This window comes from Pseudomonas sp. 06C 126 (assembly GCF_001855215.1).
Lineage (GTDB): Bacteria > Pseudomonadota > Gammaproteobacteria > Pseudomonadales > Pseudomonadaceae > Aquipseudomonas > Aquipseudomonas proteolytica.
Window position 1 is genome coordinate 79,500 of the sequence record NZ_MIFU01000130.1, and the last position, 16,361, is coordinate 95,860.

The following is a 16,361-nucleotide window of genomic DNA, read 5'->3' on the forward strand; positions in this document are numbered from 1 at the left end:
TCTTTCGCTCTTCTCCGCTTTATGAAGGACGCCCATGTCGCTGTTAAAAGTCGCCTCCGTGGCCTGTATTGCCTTGACGCTCGGCGCTTGCCAGAGCCTGTTCCAACCCAGCTACCGCGCGCCGCTGGAAGCCACCCGCGATGCATCCGAAGTGGTGCAACCGGGCTGCACCACTGCCGATTGCCCACTGGTGAACATCGATACGGTGCATTTCGCCAACGAGCCCAAGCTCGACGCCTTGATCGAGCAACGCCTGCTGGAAATGACCCGCACCACCCCCGGCGCGCCACTGCCGGCGTCGCTGAACGCCTATCGGGAAAAATTCCTGCGCGAGTCCGGCCCACGCAACAGCATGTACTTGCAGGCCAAGGTACGGGAGCAGCATGACGGCTTGGTGATCATCGAACTGTCCAGCTACCTGGACACCGGCGGCGCCCATGGCGAACCTGGCCGCGGCTTCATCAACTACTCACGCCAACAGCAAAAAAACCTGACCCTGGCGGACATGCTGCGCCCCGGCAAGGAAGACGCGTTCTGGAAAGCCGCCCAGGTAGCCCACAACAGTTGGCTGATCAGCACCCGCCTGAGCCTGGAGCCGGAGTACGTGAAAAGCTGGCCCTTCCAGAAAACCCCGAACGTGGCGCTGACCTACGGCGCGGTGGTGCTCAAGTACCCTACGACCACCATTGCGCCCTACGCCATGGGCCACGTCGAGTTGCAGATTCCTTACACGCGCCTCGACGGCATCATCAAGCCGGAGCTGGTGCCCGTACGCCCCTGAAGGCGCGCCCGAGGATAAATTGCAGCAGCCCTGCCAGCGCCAGTGCCGGTAGGGTCGCGCCAATATCCGGGTACAGATTGGCCAGCAGATGATAGGTGCTGATACCGCCCAGCCAGGCCAGCAGCGCCGGCCAGCGCAGGCTTGCAGGCAGCGCCTGGCCACGTCGGCGCAGGATGAAGTGGTCTACCAGCACCACGCCAAACAGCGGCGCGAATACCGAGCCGATCAACAGCAGGAAATTCTGATACTGGGCCAAGGGCGCGAAGCAGGCGATCAGCGTGCAAACAAGCCCGATCGCCAGTGCCAGGTGTTCGACTTTCACCCGTAGCAACATGCCGCTGGATACCGCCGCGGAGTGGATATCGGCGAAGGCGTTTTCTGATTCATCCAGCAGAATCAACAACAGCGGAATCCCCAGGCCAGCCCCGGCCAACGCCAGCAGCAGCGCGTTGACTTCACCACTGGGCGCAAACGCCAGGGTGTAAGCCACGCCCAGGCTCATCAGCCAGAAATTGCCGATAAAAAAGCCCAGGGCCGTGCCGCCAAACACTCGGGTTGCGCGTTTGCCGAAGCGTGAGTAGTCGGCAATCAGCGGTAACCAGGACAACGGCATGGCAATGGCGATATCAAACCCGACGGCAAACGGCAGCGAACCATCGCCCGCCTGGGCCCACAACGCGGCCAGGTCGGCCTTGGCGAACAGGTTCCAGGTCAGCCACAGGCAGGCCGCCAGCAGCAGCCAGATCCCCCACTTGCGCAGGATCTTTCGCACGAAGGTCAGCGGACCACTGACCGCCAGCAAGGTGGCGAGGCCGCCGAAGAACAGCGTCCAGAGCAACGGGCTGGCCCACAGACTGCCTTCGTTGAAGGCACGGGTGCCCAGCAGGCTGGCGGCATCGCGCATGACGATGATTTCGAACGAGCCCCAGCCAATCAGTTGCAGCAGGTTCAACAGCGCCGGCAGGCTAGCGCCTTTGGCACCCAGGCTGAGCTTGAGGGCGGCCATGGACGATAGGCCGGTGTCACTGCCGATCACCCCGACGGCGGCCAACAGCAGCACGCCTACCAGGGTGCCGAGGAAAATCGCCAGCAACGAGCCCGACAGACCCAAGCCAGGCGCCAACAACGCGCCGGTCTGCAGGACCATCAGGCCGATGCCGAGGGAGAACCACAGGGAAAACAGATCGCGGGCGCCAAAAACACGCTTGTCTATGGGGACGGCAATGTCGGGAGAGTAGGTACTCGGTTGAATGCTCAAGGGTGGAATCTCTGAGGAGTATTTGTTGTTTGAGAGGTCGCTTTCGCGAGCAAGCCCGCTCCCACATTCGACCGCATTCCAGAGGTGGAACTCGATCGAATGTGGGAGCGGGCTTGCTCGCGATAAGGCCCTTACAGGCGCCCGCGATCTCGGATCAGACCTTTTTGTAGAGCTGGCTGCCTTCCTGCTTAAACCGCTCTGCCTGCTCGGCCAAGCCCTTGGCCACATCCACATCCACCGCCTCGATGCGCTGGTTGGCCGCGTACTCACGCACTTCCTGGGTGATCTTCATCGAGCAGAATTTCGGCCCGCACATCGAGCAGAAATGCGCGACCTTGGCCGAATCCTTGGGCAGGGTTTCGTCGTGATAGGAGCGCGCGGTGTCCGGGTCCAGGCCGAGGTTGAACTGGTCTTCCCAGCGGAACTCGAACCGCGCCTTGCTCAAGGCGTTGTCACGGATCTGCGCGCCTGGATGGCCCTTGGCCAAATCCGCCGCGTGGGCCGCAATCTTGTAGGTGATGATGCCGGTCTTCACATCATCCTTGTTCGGCAGGCCCAGGTGTTCCTTGGGCGTGACGTAGCAGAGCATCGCGCAACCGAACCAGCCGATCATCGCCGCGCCGATGCCTGAGGTGATGTGGTCGTAGCCCGGTGCAATGTCAGTGGTCAGCGGGCCGAGGGTGTAGAACGGCGCCTCGTCACAGCACTCCAGTTGCTTGTCCATGTTCTCCTTGATCAACTGCATCGGCACATGGCCCGGGCCTTCGATCATGGTTTGTACGTCGTGCTTCCAGGCGATCTTGGTCAGTTCGCCAAGGGTTTCCAGCTCGCCGAACTGCGCGGCGTCGTTGGCGTCGGCAATCGACCCCGGGCGCAGGCCATCGCCGAGGGAGAAGCTGACGTCGTAGGCCTTCATGATTTCGCAGATTTCATCGAAATGCGTGTAGGTGAAGTTCTCTTTGTGATGCGCCAGGCACCACTTGGCCATGATCGAGCCGCCACGGGAAACGATACCGGTCACCCGCTTGGCGGTCAGCGGTACATAGCGCAGCAGCACGCCGGCATGGATGGTGAAGTAGTCGACGCCCTGCTCGGCCTGTTCGATCAGGGTGTCGCGGAACAGCTCCCAGGTCAGGTCTTCGGCAGCGCCGCCGACTTTTTCCAGGGCCTGGTAGATCGGTACGGTACCGATCGGTACCGGCGAGTTGCGGATGATCCACTCGCGGGTTTCGTGGATGTGCTTGCCGGTGGACAGGTCCATCACGGTGTCAGAACCCCAGCGAATGCCCCAGGTCAGTTTCGCCACTTCTTCTTCGATGGACGAGCCCAGGGCGCTGTTGCCAATGTTGCCGTTGATCTTCACCAGGAAGTTACGGCCGATGATCATCGGTTCCAGTTCGGTGTGGTTGATGTTGGCCGGGATGATGGCGCGGCCACGGGCGATTTCTTCGCGCACAAATTCGGGGGTGATGATTTTCGGCACGCTGGCGCCGAAGCTGTGGCCGGCGTGTTGCTGGGTCAGCAGGCCGGCCGCGCGGGCTTCTTCAAGCTTCATGTTTTCGCGGATGGCGACGTATTCCATCTCGGCGGTAATGATGCCCTGGCGCGCGTAGTGCATTTGCGTGACGTTGGCCCCGGCCTTGGCGCGGCGCGGGTTTTTCACATGGGCAAAACGCAGGGCGGTCAGCTCGGCATCGCTCAGGCGCTGCTGGCCGAAGTGCGAGCTCAGACCGGACAGGCGCTCGGTGTCGCCACGGGATTCGATCCACGGCGAGCGCACATCGCCCAGGCCTTTGCGCACGTCAATAATCACGTTGGGGTCGGTGTACGGGCCGGAGGTGTCGTAGACCACCACGGGCGCATTGATCTCGCCGCCGAAGTCGGTGGGCGTCACGTCGAGGCTGATTTCGCGCATCGGTACGCGGATGTCCGGGCGGGTGCCCTGCACATAGACTTTTTGCGAGCGGGTAAACGGCTGCACGGATCCCGAGTCAACCTTGGCCGACTCACTCAAATGCACGGTGTTTTTTAGTTTTGTACTCATCACGGGCTCTCCAGACACATCCAGGCAGTGGATTTTTGTCGGAGCGAACCTGTGACGGACGGACGCACTGGAACCAGTGCTGTGCTTGGTGCACGAGGGCTGTTCGATGGTCGAACAACATCCCGGACGAAGCACAAGAGGACTCGCCGGGTGACGAGAAATCTTGTTCCCTACGCAGGCGCTAACCTGATCAGGTTCAACGGGATCCGGTATTTACCGATCTCAGCCTCATAGCAAGGCACCCCGACAAGAACGCGGCCAGTCTAGACCATGGAGCAGGCAAATTGCCAATAGCGGTGCATTCAGCGTGATGAATGGCGCAATTACAGGATTGTTGTGCCGCAGTGCGGCCACTACACTCGGCTACTGTCTCAACGCCTTGACGCTATGGATTGCTCGTCGTAGCCTTGGGCGCTAAATTATCGCCGTAATATTTATCTAGGGATCGCCTCATGCTGCGCAAACTTTCACTGGCTCTTGCCGTGTCTTGTGCGACCAATGGAATGGTCTGGGCAGCAGAAGCGCCCTTGTCGACCAAAACCGATCTGGTCAGCGTCTACCAGGAAGCGGTGGACAACAACGCCGACCTGGCCGCCGCCCGTGCCCAATACGGCGCGCAAAAAGAAGTGGTGCCCCAGGCCCGTGCCGGCCTGCTGCCCAACCTCTCGGCCGGCGCCGACGTGAACAACGTGCGCACCCAGATCGACACACCCTCGGCCACTGCCAATCGCGACGCCCACACCTGGCGCGCGACCCTCAGCCAGCCGCTGTTCCGTGCCGATCGCTGGTTCCAGCTGCAGGCTGCCGAAGCCGTGAATGAACAAGCCGCCCTGCAACTCTCGGCCACCGAGCAGGAACTGATCCTGCAAAGCGCCGAAAACTACTTCGCCGTGCTGCGCGCCCAGGACAACCTGGCCTCGACCAAGGCCGAGGAAGCGGCCTTCAAGCGCCAACTGGACCAGTCCAACGAGCGTTTCGACGTGGGCCTGTCGGACAAGACCGACGTACTGCAATCCCAGGCCAGCTACGACACCGCACGCGCCAACCGGATCCTCGCCCAGCGCCAGGTGGATGACGCGTTTGAAGCGCTGATCACCCTGACCAACCGCCAATACAACGCGATCCAGGGCATTGTCCACACGCTGCCGGTGTTGCCGCCGGCACCGAACGACGCCAAAGCCTGGGTCGACACCGCCGGGCGACAGAACCTGAACCTGCTGGCCAGCAACTATGCGGTGACGGCTGCCGAAGAGACCCTCAAGCAACGCAAGGCCGGCCACGCGCCGACCCTGGACGCGGTGGCGCAATACGAGAAAGGCGACAACGACGCCCTCGGCTTCAGTAACCCCAACGCCTTCGGCCAGCCCTATCGTGGTGATGTCGAGCAACGCACCATCGGCCTGCGCCTGAATATCCCGCTGTACAGCGGCGGCCTCACCAGCTCCCAGGTACGCGAGTCATATTCGCGCCTGGGCCAGACCGAGCAGCAACGCGAAGGCCTGCGCCGCCAGGTGGTGGAAAACACCCGCAACCTGCACCGCGCGGTGAATACCGATGTGGAGCAAGTGCAGGCCCGCCGCCAGTCGATCATCTCCAACCAGAGCGCAGTGGAAGCCACGGAAATCGGTTACCAGGTGGGCACGCGCAATATCGTCGATGTGCTGGACTCGCAGCGCCAGCTCTACTCCTCGGTGCGCAACTACAACAACAGCCGCTATGACTACATCCTCGACAACCTGCGCCTGAAGCAGGCGGCGGGGACGTTGAACCCGGGGGATCTGCAGGATCTGGCGCGGTACCTGAAGGCTGACTACAACCCGGACAAGGACTTCCTGCCGCCGGACCTGGCCAAGGCTGCGGCCGAGCAACTGAAGGCCCGCCCCAGCAACTAAACCCACCGCATAACAAATGTGGGAGCGGGCTTGCTCGCGAAGACGGTGTGTCAGTCAATACATGTGTTGACTGACACACCGTCTTCGCGAGCAAGCCCGCTCCCACAAGGTCAGCGGTTGATCAGGCGATCGATACCATCGAGCAAGCGCTTCAACGCCCCCTGGTTGCCCTGCATCACCTTGAGCCCCGCCTGCGCCATCTTCTGCGCATCCTGCGGTAGCTCAAACAACTGCCGCACCGCCTCGGCCAAGCCCTCGGCATCCTCCACCTCCCGCAACGCCCCGGCTTCGCGCATCATCGCGGCGATTTCGAGGAAGTTGAACAGGTGCGGGCCGCTGATCACCGGCTTGGCCAGCGCAGCGGGCTCCAGCAGGTTATGCCCACCATTGGGCACGAGGCTGCCGCCGACAAAAGCGCTGTCGGCCAAGGCATACAAAAACAGCAGCTCGCCCATGGTGTCGCCCAGCAACACCGAGGTCTGGGCGTTGACCGGCGCGCCGCTGGAGCGCCGCACGGTGGCAAAACCCTGCTGCTGGCACAGCTCAAACATCGTGTTGAAACGCTCCGGATGCCGTGGCACCAGAATCAACAGGGCGTTGGGATAGCTGGCGAGCAACTGCCGATGGGCCGCCAGCACCACTTCATCTTCACCCTCGTGGGTACTGGCGGCGATCCACACCGGGCGCTCGCTGGCCTGCCACTGCTCACGCAACGCAGCGGCGCGCGCCAACAGCTGAGGGTCGATGGTCAGGTCAAACTTGATCGAGCCGGTGACTTCGACCGTTTCCGGGCGTGCGCCCAGGCTGCGAAAGCGCTCGGCCTCGGTGGCGGTCTGCACGGCGAACAGGCTCATTTCTGCCAGCATCGGCGCAGTCAGTTTGGCGAAACGTGCGTAGCCCTTGGCCGAGCGTGCCGACAGCCGCGCATTGGCCAGGACCACCGGAATCCCGCGCTTGGCGCACTGGTGGATATGGTTGGGCCACAACTCGGTTTCCATGATGACCGCCAGCCTGGGCTGGACCCGGTCCAGAAAGCGCTTGGCGGCACATGGCAAATCGTAGGGCAGGTAGCAATGCTGGATGCGCGGCTCATTGGCGAACAATGCCTGGATCCGCTCGGAACCGGTGGGCGTCATGCAGGTGACGGTGATCGGCAACTGTGGATGACGCTCCAGCAAACCACGGATCATCGGCGCGGCGGCGATGCTCTCGCCCACCGACACCGCGTGCACCCAGATCCCACCGGGTTTGAGTAGCGGCAACCCGTAGGAAAAGCGTTCGCTGACGCGCTTGGCGTAGGCCGGCGCCTTACGTGCCCGCAGCCATAGACGTAAGGCCACCAACGGCAGCGCCAGGTAAAACAGACAGCTGTAGAGAGTTCTATTCATGGCGGCGGAGTTTATCGGCTTTTTCAGCCGATCGCCTGCAAACACTCGGTAAAACGTTCAGCCAGAAAGCGCGCCGCCGGGCCCAAGGGTTCATCCCGACGCCAAACCAGCTCCACCACCAGGGCCGGCGGCGTCCATTCGCTATCCAACTCGACCATCTGCCCCTGATACGTCGGGTATTGCACCACATGTCGCGGTAACCAGGCCCAGCCCAGGCCACGCGCCAGCCACTCGGCCAACACGTAAAAGCTGTCGGCACGCCACACCTGCGGGCTGGCCGCCTCGCTACCGGGGTAGACGCTGGTCTGGGTCGACATCAGCAACTGGCGAAACTGCGCCAGGCGCTGGCAATCGACAAAACCGCCGCTGGCCAGCGGATGCCCGACGCCGCACACCGTGACCATCTCCACGCTGCCAACCACCCGCCGCTCAAGGGCCTCGGGGATCTGGTCGTGGTAGAACAGCAACCCCAGGTCCGCTTTGCGCTCGACTAATTTACGTGCGACATCACCTTGGGCCGTGCTCGACAATTGCACTTCCAGGCTAGGAAACTTCCCGGCCAGCGCCTCCAGGCTATCGAGTACCGGCTGATACAACATGGCTTCGTCCTGGGCCAGGCGCAGCCGCGCTTCTTCGCCACGCATCAAGGACAGAGCGCGGCCGTTGAGACGCTCGCACTGGCGCAGCACTTCCCGGGCCTCCTCCAGCAGCACCGTACCGGCCTCGGTCAACCGGGGCTGGCGACCGCTGCTACGATCAAACAGGCTCACCCCAAGGTCAGCCTCCAGCAAGGCAATACCATTGCTTACCGCCGACTGCGCCTTGCGCTGGTCCCGGGCCACCGCCGAAAACGACCTTTGTTCGGCGACGCTGACAAACAGGCGCATCTGCTCCAGGTTCCATTGCACGCTCATTGGTCAAACCCATCTTAAATTCGGATAGGTAATGACTTTACCCCATCTGATAACGCACTAAAATGCCAGCCTTTGTAGGAGCGAGCTTGCTCGCGAAAAACCCAAGAACACCACGTTCAACCAGGCTATACGCGTAATCGTTAACGATTTTCGCGAGCAAGCTCGCTCCTACAGTATTGAGCCCATCCCGAGGATTGCCCCATGAACGTCGCCTATTACTACCTGGCTATCGCCATCTGCTCGGAGGTGATCGCTACCGTTTCCATGAAAGCAATCAAGGGCTGGAGCACGCCGATTCCCCTACTGTTGGTGATCGTGGGTTATGGCGTGGCTTTCTGGATGCTGACTCTGGTGGTGCGCACCGTCCCGGTGGGCGTGGCCTATGCGGTATGGGCCGGGATGGGCATTGTCATGGTCAGCATCGCGGCGCTGTTTATCTATGGGCAGAAGCTCGATCTGCCGGCGATGCTCGGGATGGGCTTGATTGTGCTGGGGGTGGTGGTGATTCAGTTGTTTTCGAAAACGGCAGGCCACTGACCTCCTACAGTTGTTGATCCTGAGCAAAGATCCCGCCGTCGAGTCTGTATACTTGGCCTCTTGTTCTGAACACTGAGGTCGCCCCATGCCATCCGTTATTTCCACCGACGTCCTGATTGTCGGCGCCGGGGTTGCCGGCCTCTGGCTCAATGCGCGCCTGCGTAGCCAGGGGTTTTCCACGATTGTGGTGGAGAACGCGACCCTGGGTGGCGGGCAGAGCGTGAAGTCCCAGGGGATCATTCACGGTGGTGCGAAATACGCCTTGCACGGTGCCCTGACCGGCGCCTCTGAAGCTATTGCCGATATGCCACGACGCTGGCGCGAGGCGCTGGCCGGCACCGGCGAGCTGGACCTGACGGGCGTGCGCCTGCTGTCCCAGGCCCATTACCTGTGGTCGCCAGGCACCCTGGCCGGCAACCTCACCAGCTTCTTCGCCAGCAAGGCGGTGCGCGGCCGCGTCGACCAGGTCAAGGGCGAAAATTTGCCGCTGGCCCTGCAAGACCGCCGCTTCAAGGGCAAGGTCTATCGCCTGGCCGAACTGGTGGTGGATGTGCCGAGCCTGATCGAGCGCCTGGCGCAATTGGCCGGCGACGGCCTGCTCGCCGGGCAACAGATCGAGCCGCTGCTTGAGGGTGGCATCCTGGTTGGGCTGAAAGTCGATGGCCGAGCGATTCGTGCCCAGCGCATCGTGCTGAGTGCCGGCGGCGGCACCGCCGAACTGCTGACCACCCTGGGCCTGAGCCAGCCGGCCATGCAAAAGCGCCCGCTGCATATGATCATCGCCAAGGGCCCCGGCCTCAAACCCCTGTACGCGCACTGCCTGGGCGGCGGCACCAAGCCACGGATCACCATCACCACGCACCCGGCCGCTGATGGCAATTGGGTGTGGTACATGGGCGGCGATATTGCCGAGACCGAAGGTGTGCACCGCACGCCCGCCGAGCAGATCGCCACGGCGCAAAAGGAGCTGGCGCAACTGCTGCCGTGGATCGACATGAGCCAGACCCAGTGGGCGACCCTGCGGGTGGATCGCGCCGAGCCCCTGCAAACGGGCCTGACCCGGCCGGACAACGCATTCCTCGCCGAACAGGGCCGGCTGCTGGTGGGCTGGCCAACCAAGCTGGCCCTGGCGCCGGACTTCGCCGACCGGGTGCTCAACGCCCTGGAACGTGACGGCATCCAGCCGACACCCAGCGAACCATTGCCGCAACTGCCTCGCCCCGCCATCGCCCAACCCGCCTGGGAGCAATTGTTGCCATGAGCCTGCCGACCCTGCATGACCTTCATCGCCCCCTGGGCAGCACCGGCCTGTTGGTGTCGCCACTGGGCCTGGGCACCGTGAAACTGGGGCGCGACCAGGGGGTGAAGTACCCCAATGGTTTCCAGATCCCCAACGATGAGGAGGCGCGGATGTTGCTGCGCCAGGCGCGCGAGCTGGGGATCAACCTGATCGACACCGCCCCCGCCTATGGTCACAGCGAAGAACGCCTGGGCCCGCTGCTGCGTGGTCAGCGCCAGGACTGGGTGATTGTCAGCAAGGTCGGCGAAGAATTTGCCGACGGCGTGTCCCGTCACGACTTCAGCGCAGCCCACACCCGGCTGTCCGTGGAGCGCAGCCTGAAACGCCTGGAAACGGATTTTATCGACCTGGTGCTGGTGCATTCCGACGGCAACGACTTGCATATTCTCAACGACTGCGAGGTCTACCAGACTCTGGCGGACCTCAAGGCCGAGGGCAAGATTCGCGGTTTCGGCTTTTCCGGCAAAACCGTCGAGGGCGGGGTGAAGGCTCTGGAACAAGGTGATTGCGCGATGGTCACCTACAATCTGAACGAGCAAGACGAAAAAGCCGTGATTGATTATGCCGCCGCCCACGGCAAAGGCATCCTGGTGAAAAAGGCCCTGGCCAGTGGGCATGCGTGCCTTGAGCCGGGAGTGGATCCAATTCACGCCAGTTTCATCTTGTTGTTTGCGCAAACGGGCGTGGCCAGTGCTATTGTCGGGACCATCAACCCGCTGCACCTTGCCCATAATGTGGCAACCGCTGCCAAGATCATTCGCCAATCCTGATGCCGCCGACGCGGCCGACCCCGACGCAAGAAGGAGCCGACATGCCGCGAACGCTCATAAGAAAAAACCCCAGTAACTTTAAAACTCTGCCGCTGTACGTCGAAGCCACCCCCGAAGGCCTGAGCTACCAGAGCGTGGGCATGCCGCTCAACTTTGCCCAGACTCTGCAGCGGCGCAAGCCGGTGGAAGTGGCGGATGCCGAGCGCTTCGCCCTGGAACTGGCCAACCTCGGGGTGTCGGTGCGCCTGACACTGCACTGGCAAAACCGCGATTACTGGGTACTGGTGCGCCAGCGTCGCCAGGACCGTGGCGACGTGGTGCTCAAGCTGATTTCCGGCTACGTGCCGGCCCACGAACTGAACTTGCCACTGCACACTGCCATTCAGGAAATCGCCGAGGAGTGCCTGCTGGAGACCCCGGAAGGCTGGCTGGGCGGGCGCTTCAACGATACCTGGCTGCCGGCGCCCTACTCCAGCGCGCTGCATTACCGCGAGGCCTTGCCGTTTCGCCTGTCGCCACTGTCCGGCGCTGCCCGCCCGGTGCGCTGCGCCAACATGCAATTGATCGAACGCCCCCGGGCCTATGTGCACCTGCCCACGGCCTCACTGCAATTGATCTACGACCTGCGCCTGGAAGTGCCCAAGGAAGCCAAGTCCTTGAGCCTGTTCCATGTGGACGAACGCCTGGAGGGCGACCAACTGGTGGCGCGCCTGGACCGCCAGCGCCCGGACTTGTACCTGATGCCCCTGAAGGACGGCCAGCCTTGCGCCGAGCTGTTTACCTTGAAAAAGGATCAACTGGTGCCAGCGAGCACGCGCGGGTTGTACCTGGCCGAAAGTTTTGCCCAGCAGGAAGGTTGGCTGGTGCGCGATGAGCGGATCCGCTGGAAGGACTGGCTCAGGCAACAGGGCCTGAGCGCGCCGGAGAAGGAATCGAAGTTGAGCCAGCTGACCGGGCGGGCCAGGCAGATCTTGCGCAAGATGGTGCCGAAAAAAGCAGGACGCTGACGCCTCCCCTGTAGGAGCCAGGCCGGCTCCTACAGAGAATAAGGGCTCAGCCGTGCAGCAGTTTCTCCAGGCCCGTCTTCAGCGGCGTCGCCTCAGGCAACGTGAAGCTCGCCGCCAGGCGCTGGTTATTGGCCCTGGAGTGCCGAATATCCCCTGAACGTGGCTCTGTGTAGCTGACAGCCGGCAACGAGCCGACAATTTCCGACAGCGCCTGCAGCAACTGCTTGAGCGTGGTGGTGCGGTTCCAGCCGACATTGATCGCGCCCAGAGGCGCTTCGGCCATTTCCACCGCTTGCACCAGCACCGCCACCAGATCCCCGACGTACATGAAGTCCCGGGTTTGCTCACCGTCGCCGAATACGGCAATCGGCAGGCCTTTTTGCGCGCGCTCGCTGAAGATGCTGATCACCCCGGAGTACGGCGATGAAGGATCCTGGCGCGGGCCAAAGATGTTGAAGAAGCGGAAAATCACCGGCTCCAGGCCATGCTGGCGACGGTAGAAGTCAAAGTAGTGCTCGCTCGCCAGCTTGTCCGATGCATAAGGCGTCAACGGTGCCTTGGCGGTTTGCTCGTCGATAGAGTCGCCTTCGCCGTTGTTGCCATACACCGCAGCGCTCGAGGCAAACACCACGCGCTTGACCCCGGCCTGGCGCATGGCCTCGCAGACATTCAGGCTACCCACGAAGTTGCTCTGGTGTGTACTGACCGGATCATCCACCGACGCCTGCACCGACGCGACTGCCGCCAGGTGCACTACGGCTGTCGCCCCCACCGCCGCACGAGCGACCAGCGCAGCGTCGGCCACATCACCTTCCAGCAGTTGCAGGCGCGGGTTGTCCAGCGCCAGGTTGCTGCGTTTGCCGGTGGACAGGTTATCCAGCACGCGCACTGCATAGCCCTTGGCAAGCAGTGCATCGACCAGATTGGAACCGATAAAGCCGGCACCGCCGGTAATCAGTACGAGAGCATCAGACATAGCGGTAAAACCTATTGAGCGGCATCGTTGGTTTGGCGGATTTTTTCGACAATCGCGGTCGTCGAGCTGTTTTCCACCAACCCCAGGACTTTGACCTTGCCACCATAGGCGTTGACGATATCGGCACCGACCACCTGGTCGACCGAGTAGTCACCACCCTTGACCAACACATCTGGCTTGACCTGGGCCAGGAGGTTTTCCGGAGTGCCCTCGGAGAAGCTGATCACCCAATCCACCGCGCCCAACCCAGCCAGGACCGCCATGCGCCGGTCCACGCTGTTGATTGGTCGGCCAGGGCCTTTCAGGCGGCTGACCGAAGCATCATCGTTGATCGCCACGATCAGGCGATCACCCTGGGCGCGAGCCTGCTCCAGGTAGGTCACATGGCCGGCGTGCAGGATATCAAAGCAGCCGTTGGTGAAGACAATGCTCTCGTTATGGGCACGGGCATCGTCAATCGCCAGCAGCAATTGCTCCAGGCTCAACACACCACGCTCCGAGCCTTCCTCGCGCTGGATCGCGCGACGCAGTTCCGGGGCACTGATGGACGCCGTACCCAGCTTGCCCACCACGATGCTCGCTGCCAGGTTGGCCAGGGCTACCGCATGGGGCAACTCCTCCCCTGCCGCAATCGCTGCCGCCAGGGTCGAGATCACGGTGTCGCCGGCGCCCGTGACGTCGAACACTTCCCGCGCACGCGCCGGCAAGTGCATGGCCGGGTGACCGGGACGCAGCAGGGTCATGCCGTGTTCGCCACGGGTCACCAGCAAGGCGCCGAGGTCGAGGTCGGCCATCAGGCTTGCGCCTTTGCTCACCAAGTCGTGCTCATCGACGCAACCGCCGACGATGGTTTCAAATTCGCTGAGGTTCGGCGTGATCAGGCTGGCGCCTCGGTAGACCGAGAAATCCTTGCCCTTGGGATCGGCCAGCACCGGGATGCCACGGGCCTTGGCGGCCTGGATCAGCATCTGGTGGTTTTTCAATGCGCCTTTGCCGTAGTCCGACAGCACCAGCACCTTGATGCCTTCGAGCAGCTCGTCGACCTGCTCACTGAGGGCCAGGGCGTCGGTGGCGAAGGGTTCTTCAAAGTCGATACGCAGCAACTGCTGGTGACGGCTCATGACCCGCAGCTTGACGATGGTCGGCTGATGGGCGATGCGCTGGAACAGGGCACGCACGCCAGCGCCGCGCAGGCTGTTGGTCAGGCTGTCGGCGGCTTCATCGTCGCCGGTCACGCCGACCAGGGAGGCCGGGGCGCCGAGGGCGGCGATGTTAAGGGCAACGTTGGCAGCGCCGCCTGGGCGGTCTTCGATTTGCTCGACCTTGACTACCGGTACCGGTGCCTCAGGGGAAATCCGTGAGGTACCGCCATGCCAGTAACGGTCGAGCATGACATCGCCGACCACCAAGACAGGGGCTTGATCGAATCGCGGCATGGACAACTTCATGGAGCAACCCACATACAAAATGAACAGGGGCGCGATATTAGCACAGGGAAAAGCATCGACCGATTCAATCCTGGCGGTCGATCCCAGCCCGGCGCCCCTGGCGCCTCAATAGGCATCCGTCACATGGGAGGGCGCCACTGGGTCGCCTTCTTCGAACTCCTTGGCGTGCAGGCGGGCGTAGTAGCCATTCTTCGCCAGCAACTCGACATGGGTCCCGCGCTCGACAATCTGGCCGTCGTCCATTACCAGGATCAGGTCGGCTTTCTCGATGGTGCTCAAGCGGTGGGCAATCACCAGGGTGGTGCGGTTCTTCACCACATGGTCCAGGGCCGCCTGGATATGGCGTTCGGACTCGGTATCCAGGGCCGAGGTTGCCTCGTCGAGAATCAACAGCGGCGCATCCTTGAGCAAGGCCCGGGCAATTGCAATGCGCTGGCGCTGGCCGCCGGACAGCAGTACGCCGTTCTCGCCTACCAGGGTTTCATAGCCCTGGGGCATCTTCACGATGAACTCATCGGCATACGCTTCGCGAGCGGCATGATGCACCGCGTCGGTGGGCGCGCCAGCCAGGTCGCCATAGGCGATGTTGTTGGTCACGGTGTCGTTGAACAGGGTGACCTGCTGGGTCACCAAGGCGATTTGCCGGCGCAGGTTGCGCAGGGTGAAATCCTGCACGCGTACACCATCGAGCAGAATCTGCCCCTGCTCATGCTGGTAGAAGCGAGGGATCAAGCCGGCCAGGGTCGACTTGCCGCTGCCCGAACGCCCCACCAGCGCGACCATTTGCCCAGGCTCGACAATAAAGCTGATGTCGTTGAGCACCTTCTTGTCGCTTTCCGGGTATTGGAAGCTGAGGTTGCGCACTTCAATGCGCCCAGCCAGGCGTTCATGCTCGATCACGCCCTGGTCGACTTCTACCGGCTCATCCAACTGCTCGAAAATACTCTCGGCACCCGCCACACCCTTCTGGATGGTCGAGCTGACCTCGGAAAGCTGGCGAATCGGCTTAGGCAGCAGGCCAGCCATGGTGATATAGGCCACCAGGTCGCCAGGCGAGGCATCGCCGCGCAAATACAGGACCAGGAACATGACCACGGCCATCGCACTGTAGGTCACCAACTGCAGCATCGGCGTGTAAACCGCGCCGGTCTTGGTCATCGCCAGTTGTTTCTCGGTATTGCTCAGGCTCGCCTGCTCGAAGCGCACCTTTTCATACTGCTCGCCGCCAAAGCTGCGGACCACACGGTAGCCGTGGATCGTCTCGGAGGCCACATGGGTCACGTCGCCCATGGACACCTGGATTTTCTTGCTCTGCTTGCGGAATTTACGGCTGGTGCTGTTCACCATCATGCCGATCACCGGCAGGATCGCCAGCATCACCAGGGTCAGTTTCCAGTTCATCCAGACCAGGGTGCAAAACAGGAAAATCACGGTCATGCCTTCACGGATAACCACCTTGATCGCATCGGTGGCAGCCCCGGTGACCATGGTGACGTTGAAGGTAATGCGGGAAATCAGGTGGCCGGAGTTGTTCTTGTCAAAAAAGCGGTTGGGCAACTCCAACAGCTTGTTGAACAGCACCACGCGCAGGTCGTGGACCAACCCCAGGGAAACCCGGGCCAGGAAGAAGTTACCGAGGAACGAGCCCACGCCCTGCCAGGCTGCGATCAGCACGATCATCAGCGGCACGGTTTCCAGCAACTGCAACTTGCCAAGATAGGGGTTGCCGGGGAACAGGCTGGCCTCGGGGTTCGCCAGGCCATCGACGAAATACTTGAGGATGTAAGCGAGCATCGGCTGGGTCGATGCGAAGATCAGGAACCCGACGATACTCAGGATGAACAGACCCACATAAGGCCGTACGTAAGTCAGGAGGCGGAAGTAAATCGCCAGCGTCGACTGGGTTTTCGGTTCAGGACTGCTCATGGGAATCCGCGCAAATCAGTAAGGCGCGGATCATATCACAGGCCTCTTCGCCCCAAAAAACATGAGCATGGGCCAGCTTTGCGCCAAGTCGGTTAAGATAACCGGCTATTGATGGGAGTC

At 62.2% G+C, this 16,361-nt stretch carries 13 protein-coding genes and 1 riboswitch; of the genes, 6 read left to right on the plus strand and 7 right to left on the minus strand.

Annotation, left to right across the window (positions count from 1 at the left end; translation table 11 throughout):
• Positions 1–34 precede the first annotated feature (34 nt).
• Complete coding sequence (locus tag BHC62_RS24575; protein WP_029299159.1) at positions 35–781, plus strand: RsiV family protein; 747 nt, start codon at positions 35–37, stop codon at positions 779–781.
• On the opposite strand, the gene cytX is transcribed toward BHC62_RS24575, so the two are convergent.
• On the minus strand, positions 750–2,039 hold the full coding sequence (gene cytX, locus BHC62_RS24580) for a putative hydroxymethylpyrimidine transporter CytX (RefSeq protein ID WP_070996443.1): 1,290 nt from the start codon (positions 2,037–2,039) through the stop codon (positions 750–752). The genes BHC62_RS24575 and cytX overlap by 32 nt on opposite strands.
• Before the next feature lie 154 nt (positions 2,040–2,193).
• Positions 2,194–4,083 carry a phosphomethylpyrimidine synthase ThiC gene (gene thiC, locus BHC62_RS24585; RefSeq protein WP_032862087.1) on the minus strand — a complete coding sequence of 630 codons (1,890 nt, stop codon included), beginning with the start codon at positions 4,081–4,083 and terminating at the stop codon, positions 2,194–2,196.
• Between the two features lie 150 nt (positions 4,084–4,233).
• A riboswitch (TPP riboswitch) is annotated at positions 4,234–4,339 on the minus strand.
• Positions 4,340–4,535: 196 nt separating this feature from the next.
• On the opposite strand from thiC, the gene BHC62_RS24590 reads away from it, so the two are divergent.
• Positions 4,536–5,975, plus strand: a complete 1,440-nt coding sequence (locus BHC62_RS24590; RefSeq protein WP_070996444.1) for a TolC family outer membrane protein — start codon at positions 4,536–4,538, stop codon at positions 5,973–5,975.
• Positions 5,976–6,085: 110 nt separating this feature from the next.
• Here BHC62_RS24590 and waaA read toward each other — a convergent pair whose 3' ends face one another.
• Positions 6,086–7,363, minus strand: a complete 1,278-nt coding sequence (waaA, locus tag BHC62_RS24595) for a lipid IV(A) 3-deoxy-D-manno-octulosonic acid transferase (RefSeq protein ID WP_070996445.1) — start codon at positions 7,361–7,363, stop codon at positions 6,086–6,088.
• Between the two features lie 23 nt (positions 7,364–7,386).
• Complete coding sequence (locus tag BHC62_RS24600) at positions 7,387–8,277, minus strand: LysR family transcriptional regulator (protein WP_029299167.1); 891 nt, start codon at positions 8,275–8,277, stop codon at positions 7,387–7,389.
• 201 nt (positions 8,278–8,478) lie between these two features.
• Between BHC62_RS24600 and BHC62_RS24605 the strand changes: the two genes are divergently transcribed.
• The 4 genes from BHC62_RS24605 (at position 8,479) to BHC62_RS24620 (ending at position 11,891) form a co-directional block, all read left to right on the plus strand.
• The gene (locus tag BHC62_RS24605; RefSeq protein WP_029299169.1) at positions 8,479–8,814 is read left to right on the plus strand and encodes a multidrug efflux SMR transporter; all 336 of its coding nucleotides are present in this window, start codon (positions 8,479–8,481) and stop codon (positions 8,812–8,814) included.
• Between the two features lie 85 nt (positions 8,815–8,899).
• Positions 8,900–10,075 (plus strand): FAD-binding oxidoreductase, encoded by a 1,176-nt coding sequence (locus BHC62_RS24610; RefSeq protein ID WP_070996446.1) that lies wholly within the window; start codon positions 8,900–8,902, stop codon positions 10,073–10,075.
• Entirely contained in the window at positions 10,072–10,884 is an 813-nt protein-coding gene (locus BHC62_RS24615) for an aldo/keto reductase (RefSeq protein ID WP_029299173.1), read from the plus strand. The genes BHC62_RS24610 and BHC62_RS24615 overlap by 4 nt, the downstream gene beginning before the upstream one ends.
• 41 nt (positions 10,885–10,925) lie before the next feature.
• Positions 10,926–11,891 (plus strand): hypothetical protein, encoded by a 966-nt coding sequence (locus BHC62_RS24620; RefSeq protein WP_029299175.1) that lies wholly within the window; start codon positions 10,926–10,928, stop codon positions 11,889–11,891.
• Between the two features lie 46 nt (positions 11,892–11,937).
• Here the strand turns inward: BHC62_RS24620 and BHC62_RS24625 are convergent, their stop codons facing one another.
• The 3 genes from BHC62_RS24625 to msbA all read right to left on the minus strand — a co-directional run bounded on the left by BHC62_RS24625 (position 11,938) and on the right by msbA (position 16,241).
• Positions 11,938–12,867 carry an NAD-dependent epimerase/dehydratase family protein gene (locus tag BHC62_RS24625; protein ID WP_029299177.1) on the minus strand — a complete coding sequence of 310 codons (930 nt, stop codon included), beginning with the start codon at positions 12,865–12,867 and terminating at the stop codon, positions 11,938–11,940.
• Positions 12,868–12,878: 11 nt separating this feature from the next.
• Positions 12,879–14,315, minus strand: coding sequence for a bifunctional D-glycero-beta-D-manno-heptose-7-phosphate kinase/D-glycero-beta-D-manno-heptose 1-phosphate adenylyltransferase HldE (hldE, locus tag BHC62_RS24630; RefSeq protein WP_029299178.1), 1,437 nt, complete (start codon positions 14,313–14,315; stop codon positions 12,879–12,881).
• A gap of 105 nt (positions 14,316–14,420) precedes the next feature.
• Positions 14,421–16,241, minus strand: a complete 1,821-nt coding sequence (msbA, locus tag BHC62_RS24635) for a lipid A export permease/ATP-binding protein MsbA (RefSeq protein WP_029299179.1) — start codon at positions 16,239–16,241, stop codon at positions 14,421–14,423.
• Positions 16,242–16,361: the final 120 nt, after the last annotated feature.

What these genes read in the sequence shown, in the direction of transcription:
- BHC62_RS24575 (WP_029299159.1), top strand. Translation starts at nt 35, where the DNA reads ATGTCGCTGTTAAAAGTCGCCTCCGTGGCCTGTATTGCCTTGACGCTC.
- thiC (WP_032862087.1), bottom strand. Translation starts at nt 4,083, where the DNA reads ATGAGTACAAAACTAAAAAACACCGTGCATTTGAGTGAGTCGGCCAAG.
- BHC62_RS24590 (WP_070996444.1), top strand. Translation starts at nt 4,536, where the DNA reads ATGCTGCGCAAACTTTCACTGGCTCTTGCCGTGTCTTGTGCGACCAAT.
- waaA (WP_070996445.1), bottom strand. Translation starts at nt 7,363, where the DNA reads ATGAATAGAACTCTCTACAGCTGTCTGTTTTACCTGGCGCTGCCGTTG.
- BHC62_RS24600 (WP_029299167.1), bottom strand. Translation starts at nt 8,277, where the DNA reads ATGAGCGTGCAATGGAACCTGGAGCAGATGCGCCTGTTTGTCAGCGTC.
- BHC62_RS24605 (WP_029299169.1), top strand. Translation starts at nt 8,479, where the DNA reads ATGAACGTCGCCTATTACTACCTGGCTATCGCCATCTGCTCGGAGGTG.
- BHC62_RS24610 (WP_070996446.1), top strand. Translation starts at nt 8,900, where the DNA reads ATGCCATCCGTTATTTCCACCGACGTCCTGATTGTCGGCGCCGGGGTT.
- BHC62_RS24615 (WP_029299173.1), top strand. Translation starts at nt 10,072, where the DNA reads ATGAGCCTGCCGACCCTGCATGACCTTCATCGCCCCCTGGGCAGCACC.
- BHC62_RS24620 (WP_029299175.1), top strand. Translation starts at nt 10,926, where the DNA reads ATGCCGCGAACGCTCATAAGAAAAAACCCCAGTAACTTTAAAACTCTG.
- BHC62_RS24625 (WP_029299177.1), bottom strand. Translation starts at nt 12,867, where the DNA reads ATGTCTGATGCTCTCGTACTGATTACCGGCGGTGCCGGCTTTATCGGT.
- hldE (WP_029299178.1), bottom strand. Translation starts at nt 14,315, where the DNA reads ATGAAGTTGTCCATGCCGCGATTCGATCAAGCCCCTGTCTTGGTGGTC.
- msbA (WP_029299179.1), bottom strand. Translation starts at nt 16,241, where the DNA reads ATGAGCAGTCCTGAACCGAAAACCCAGTCGACGCTGGCGATTTACTTC.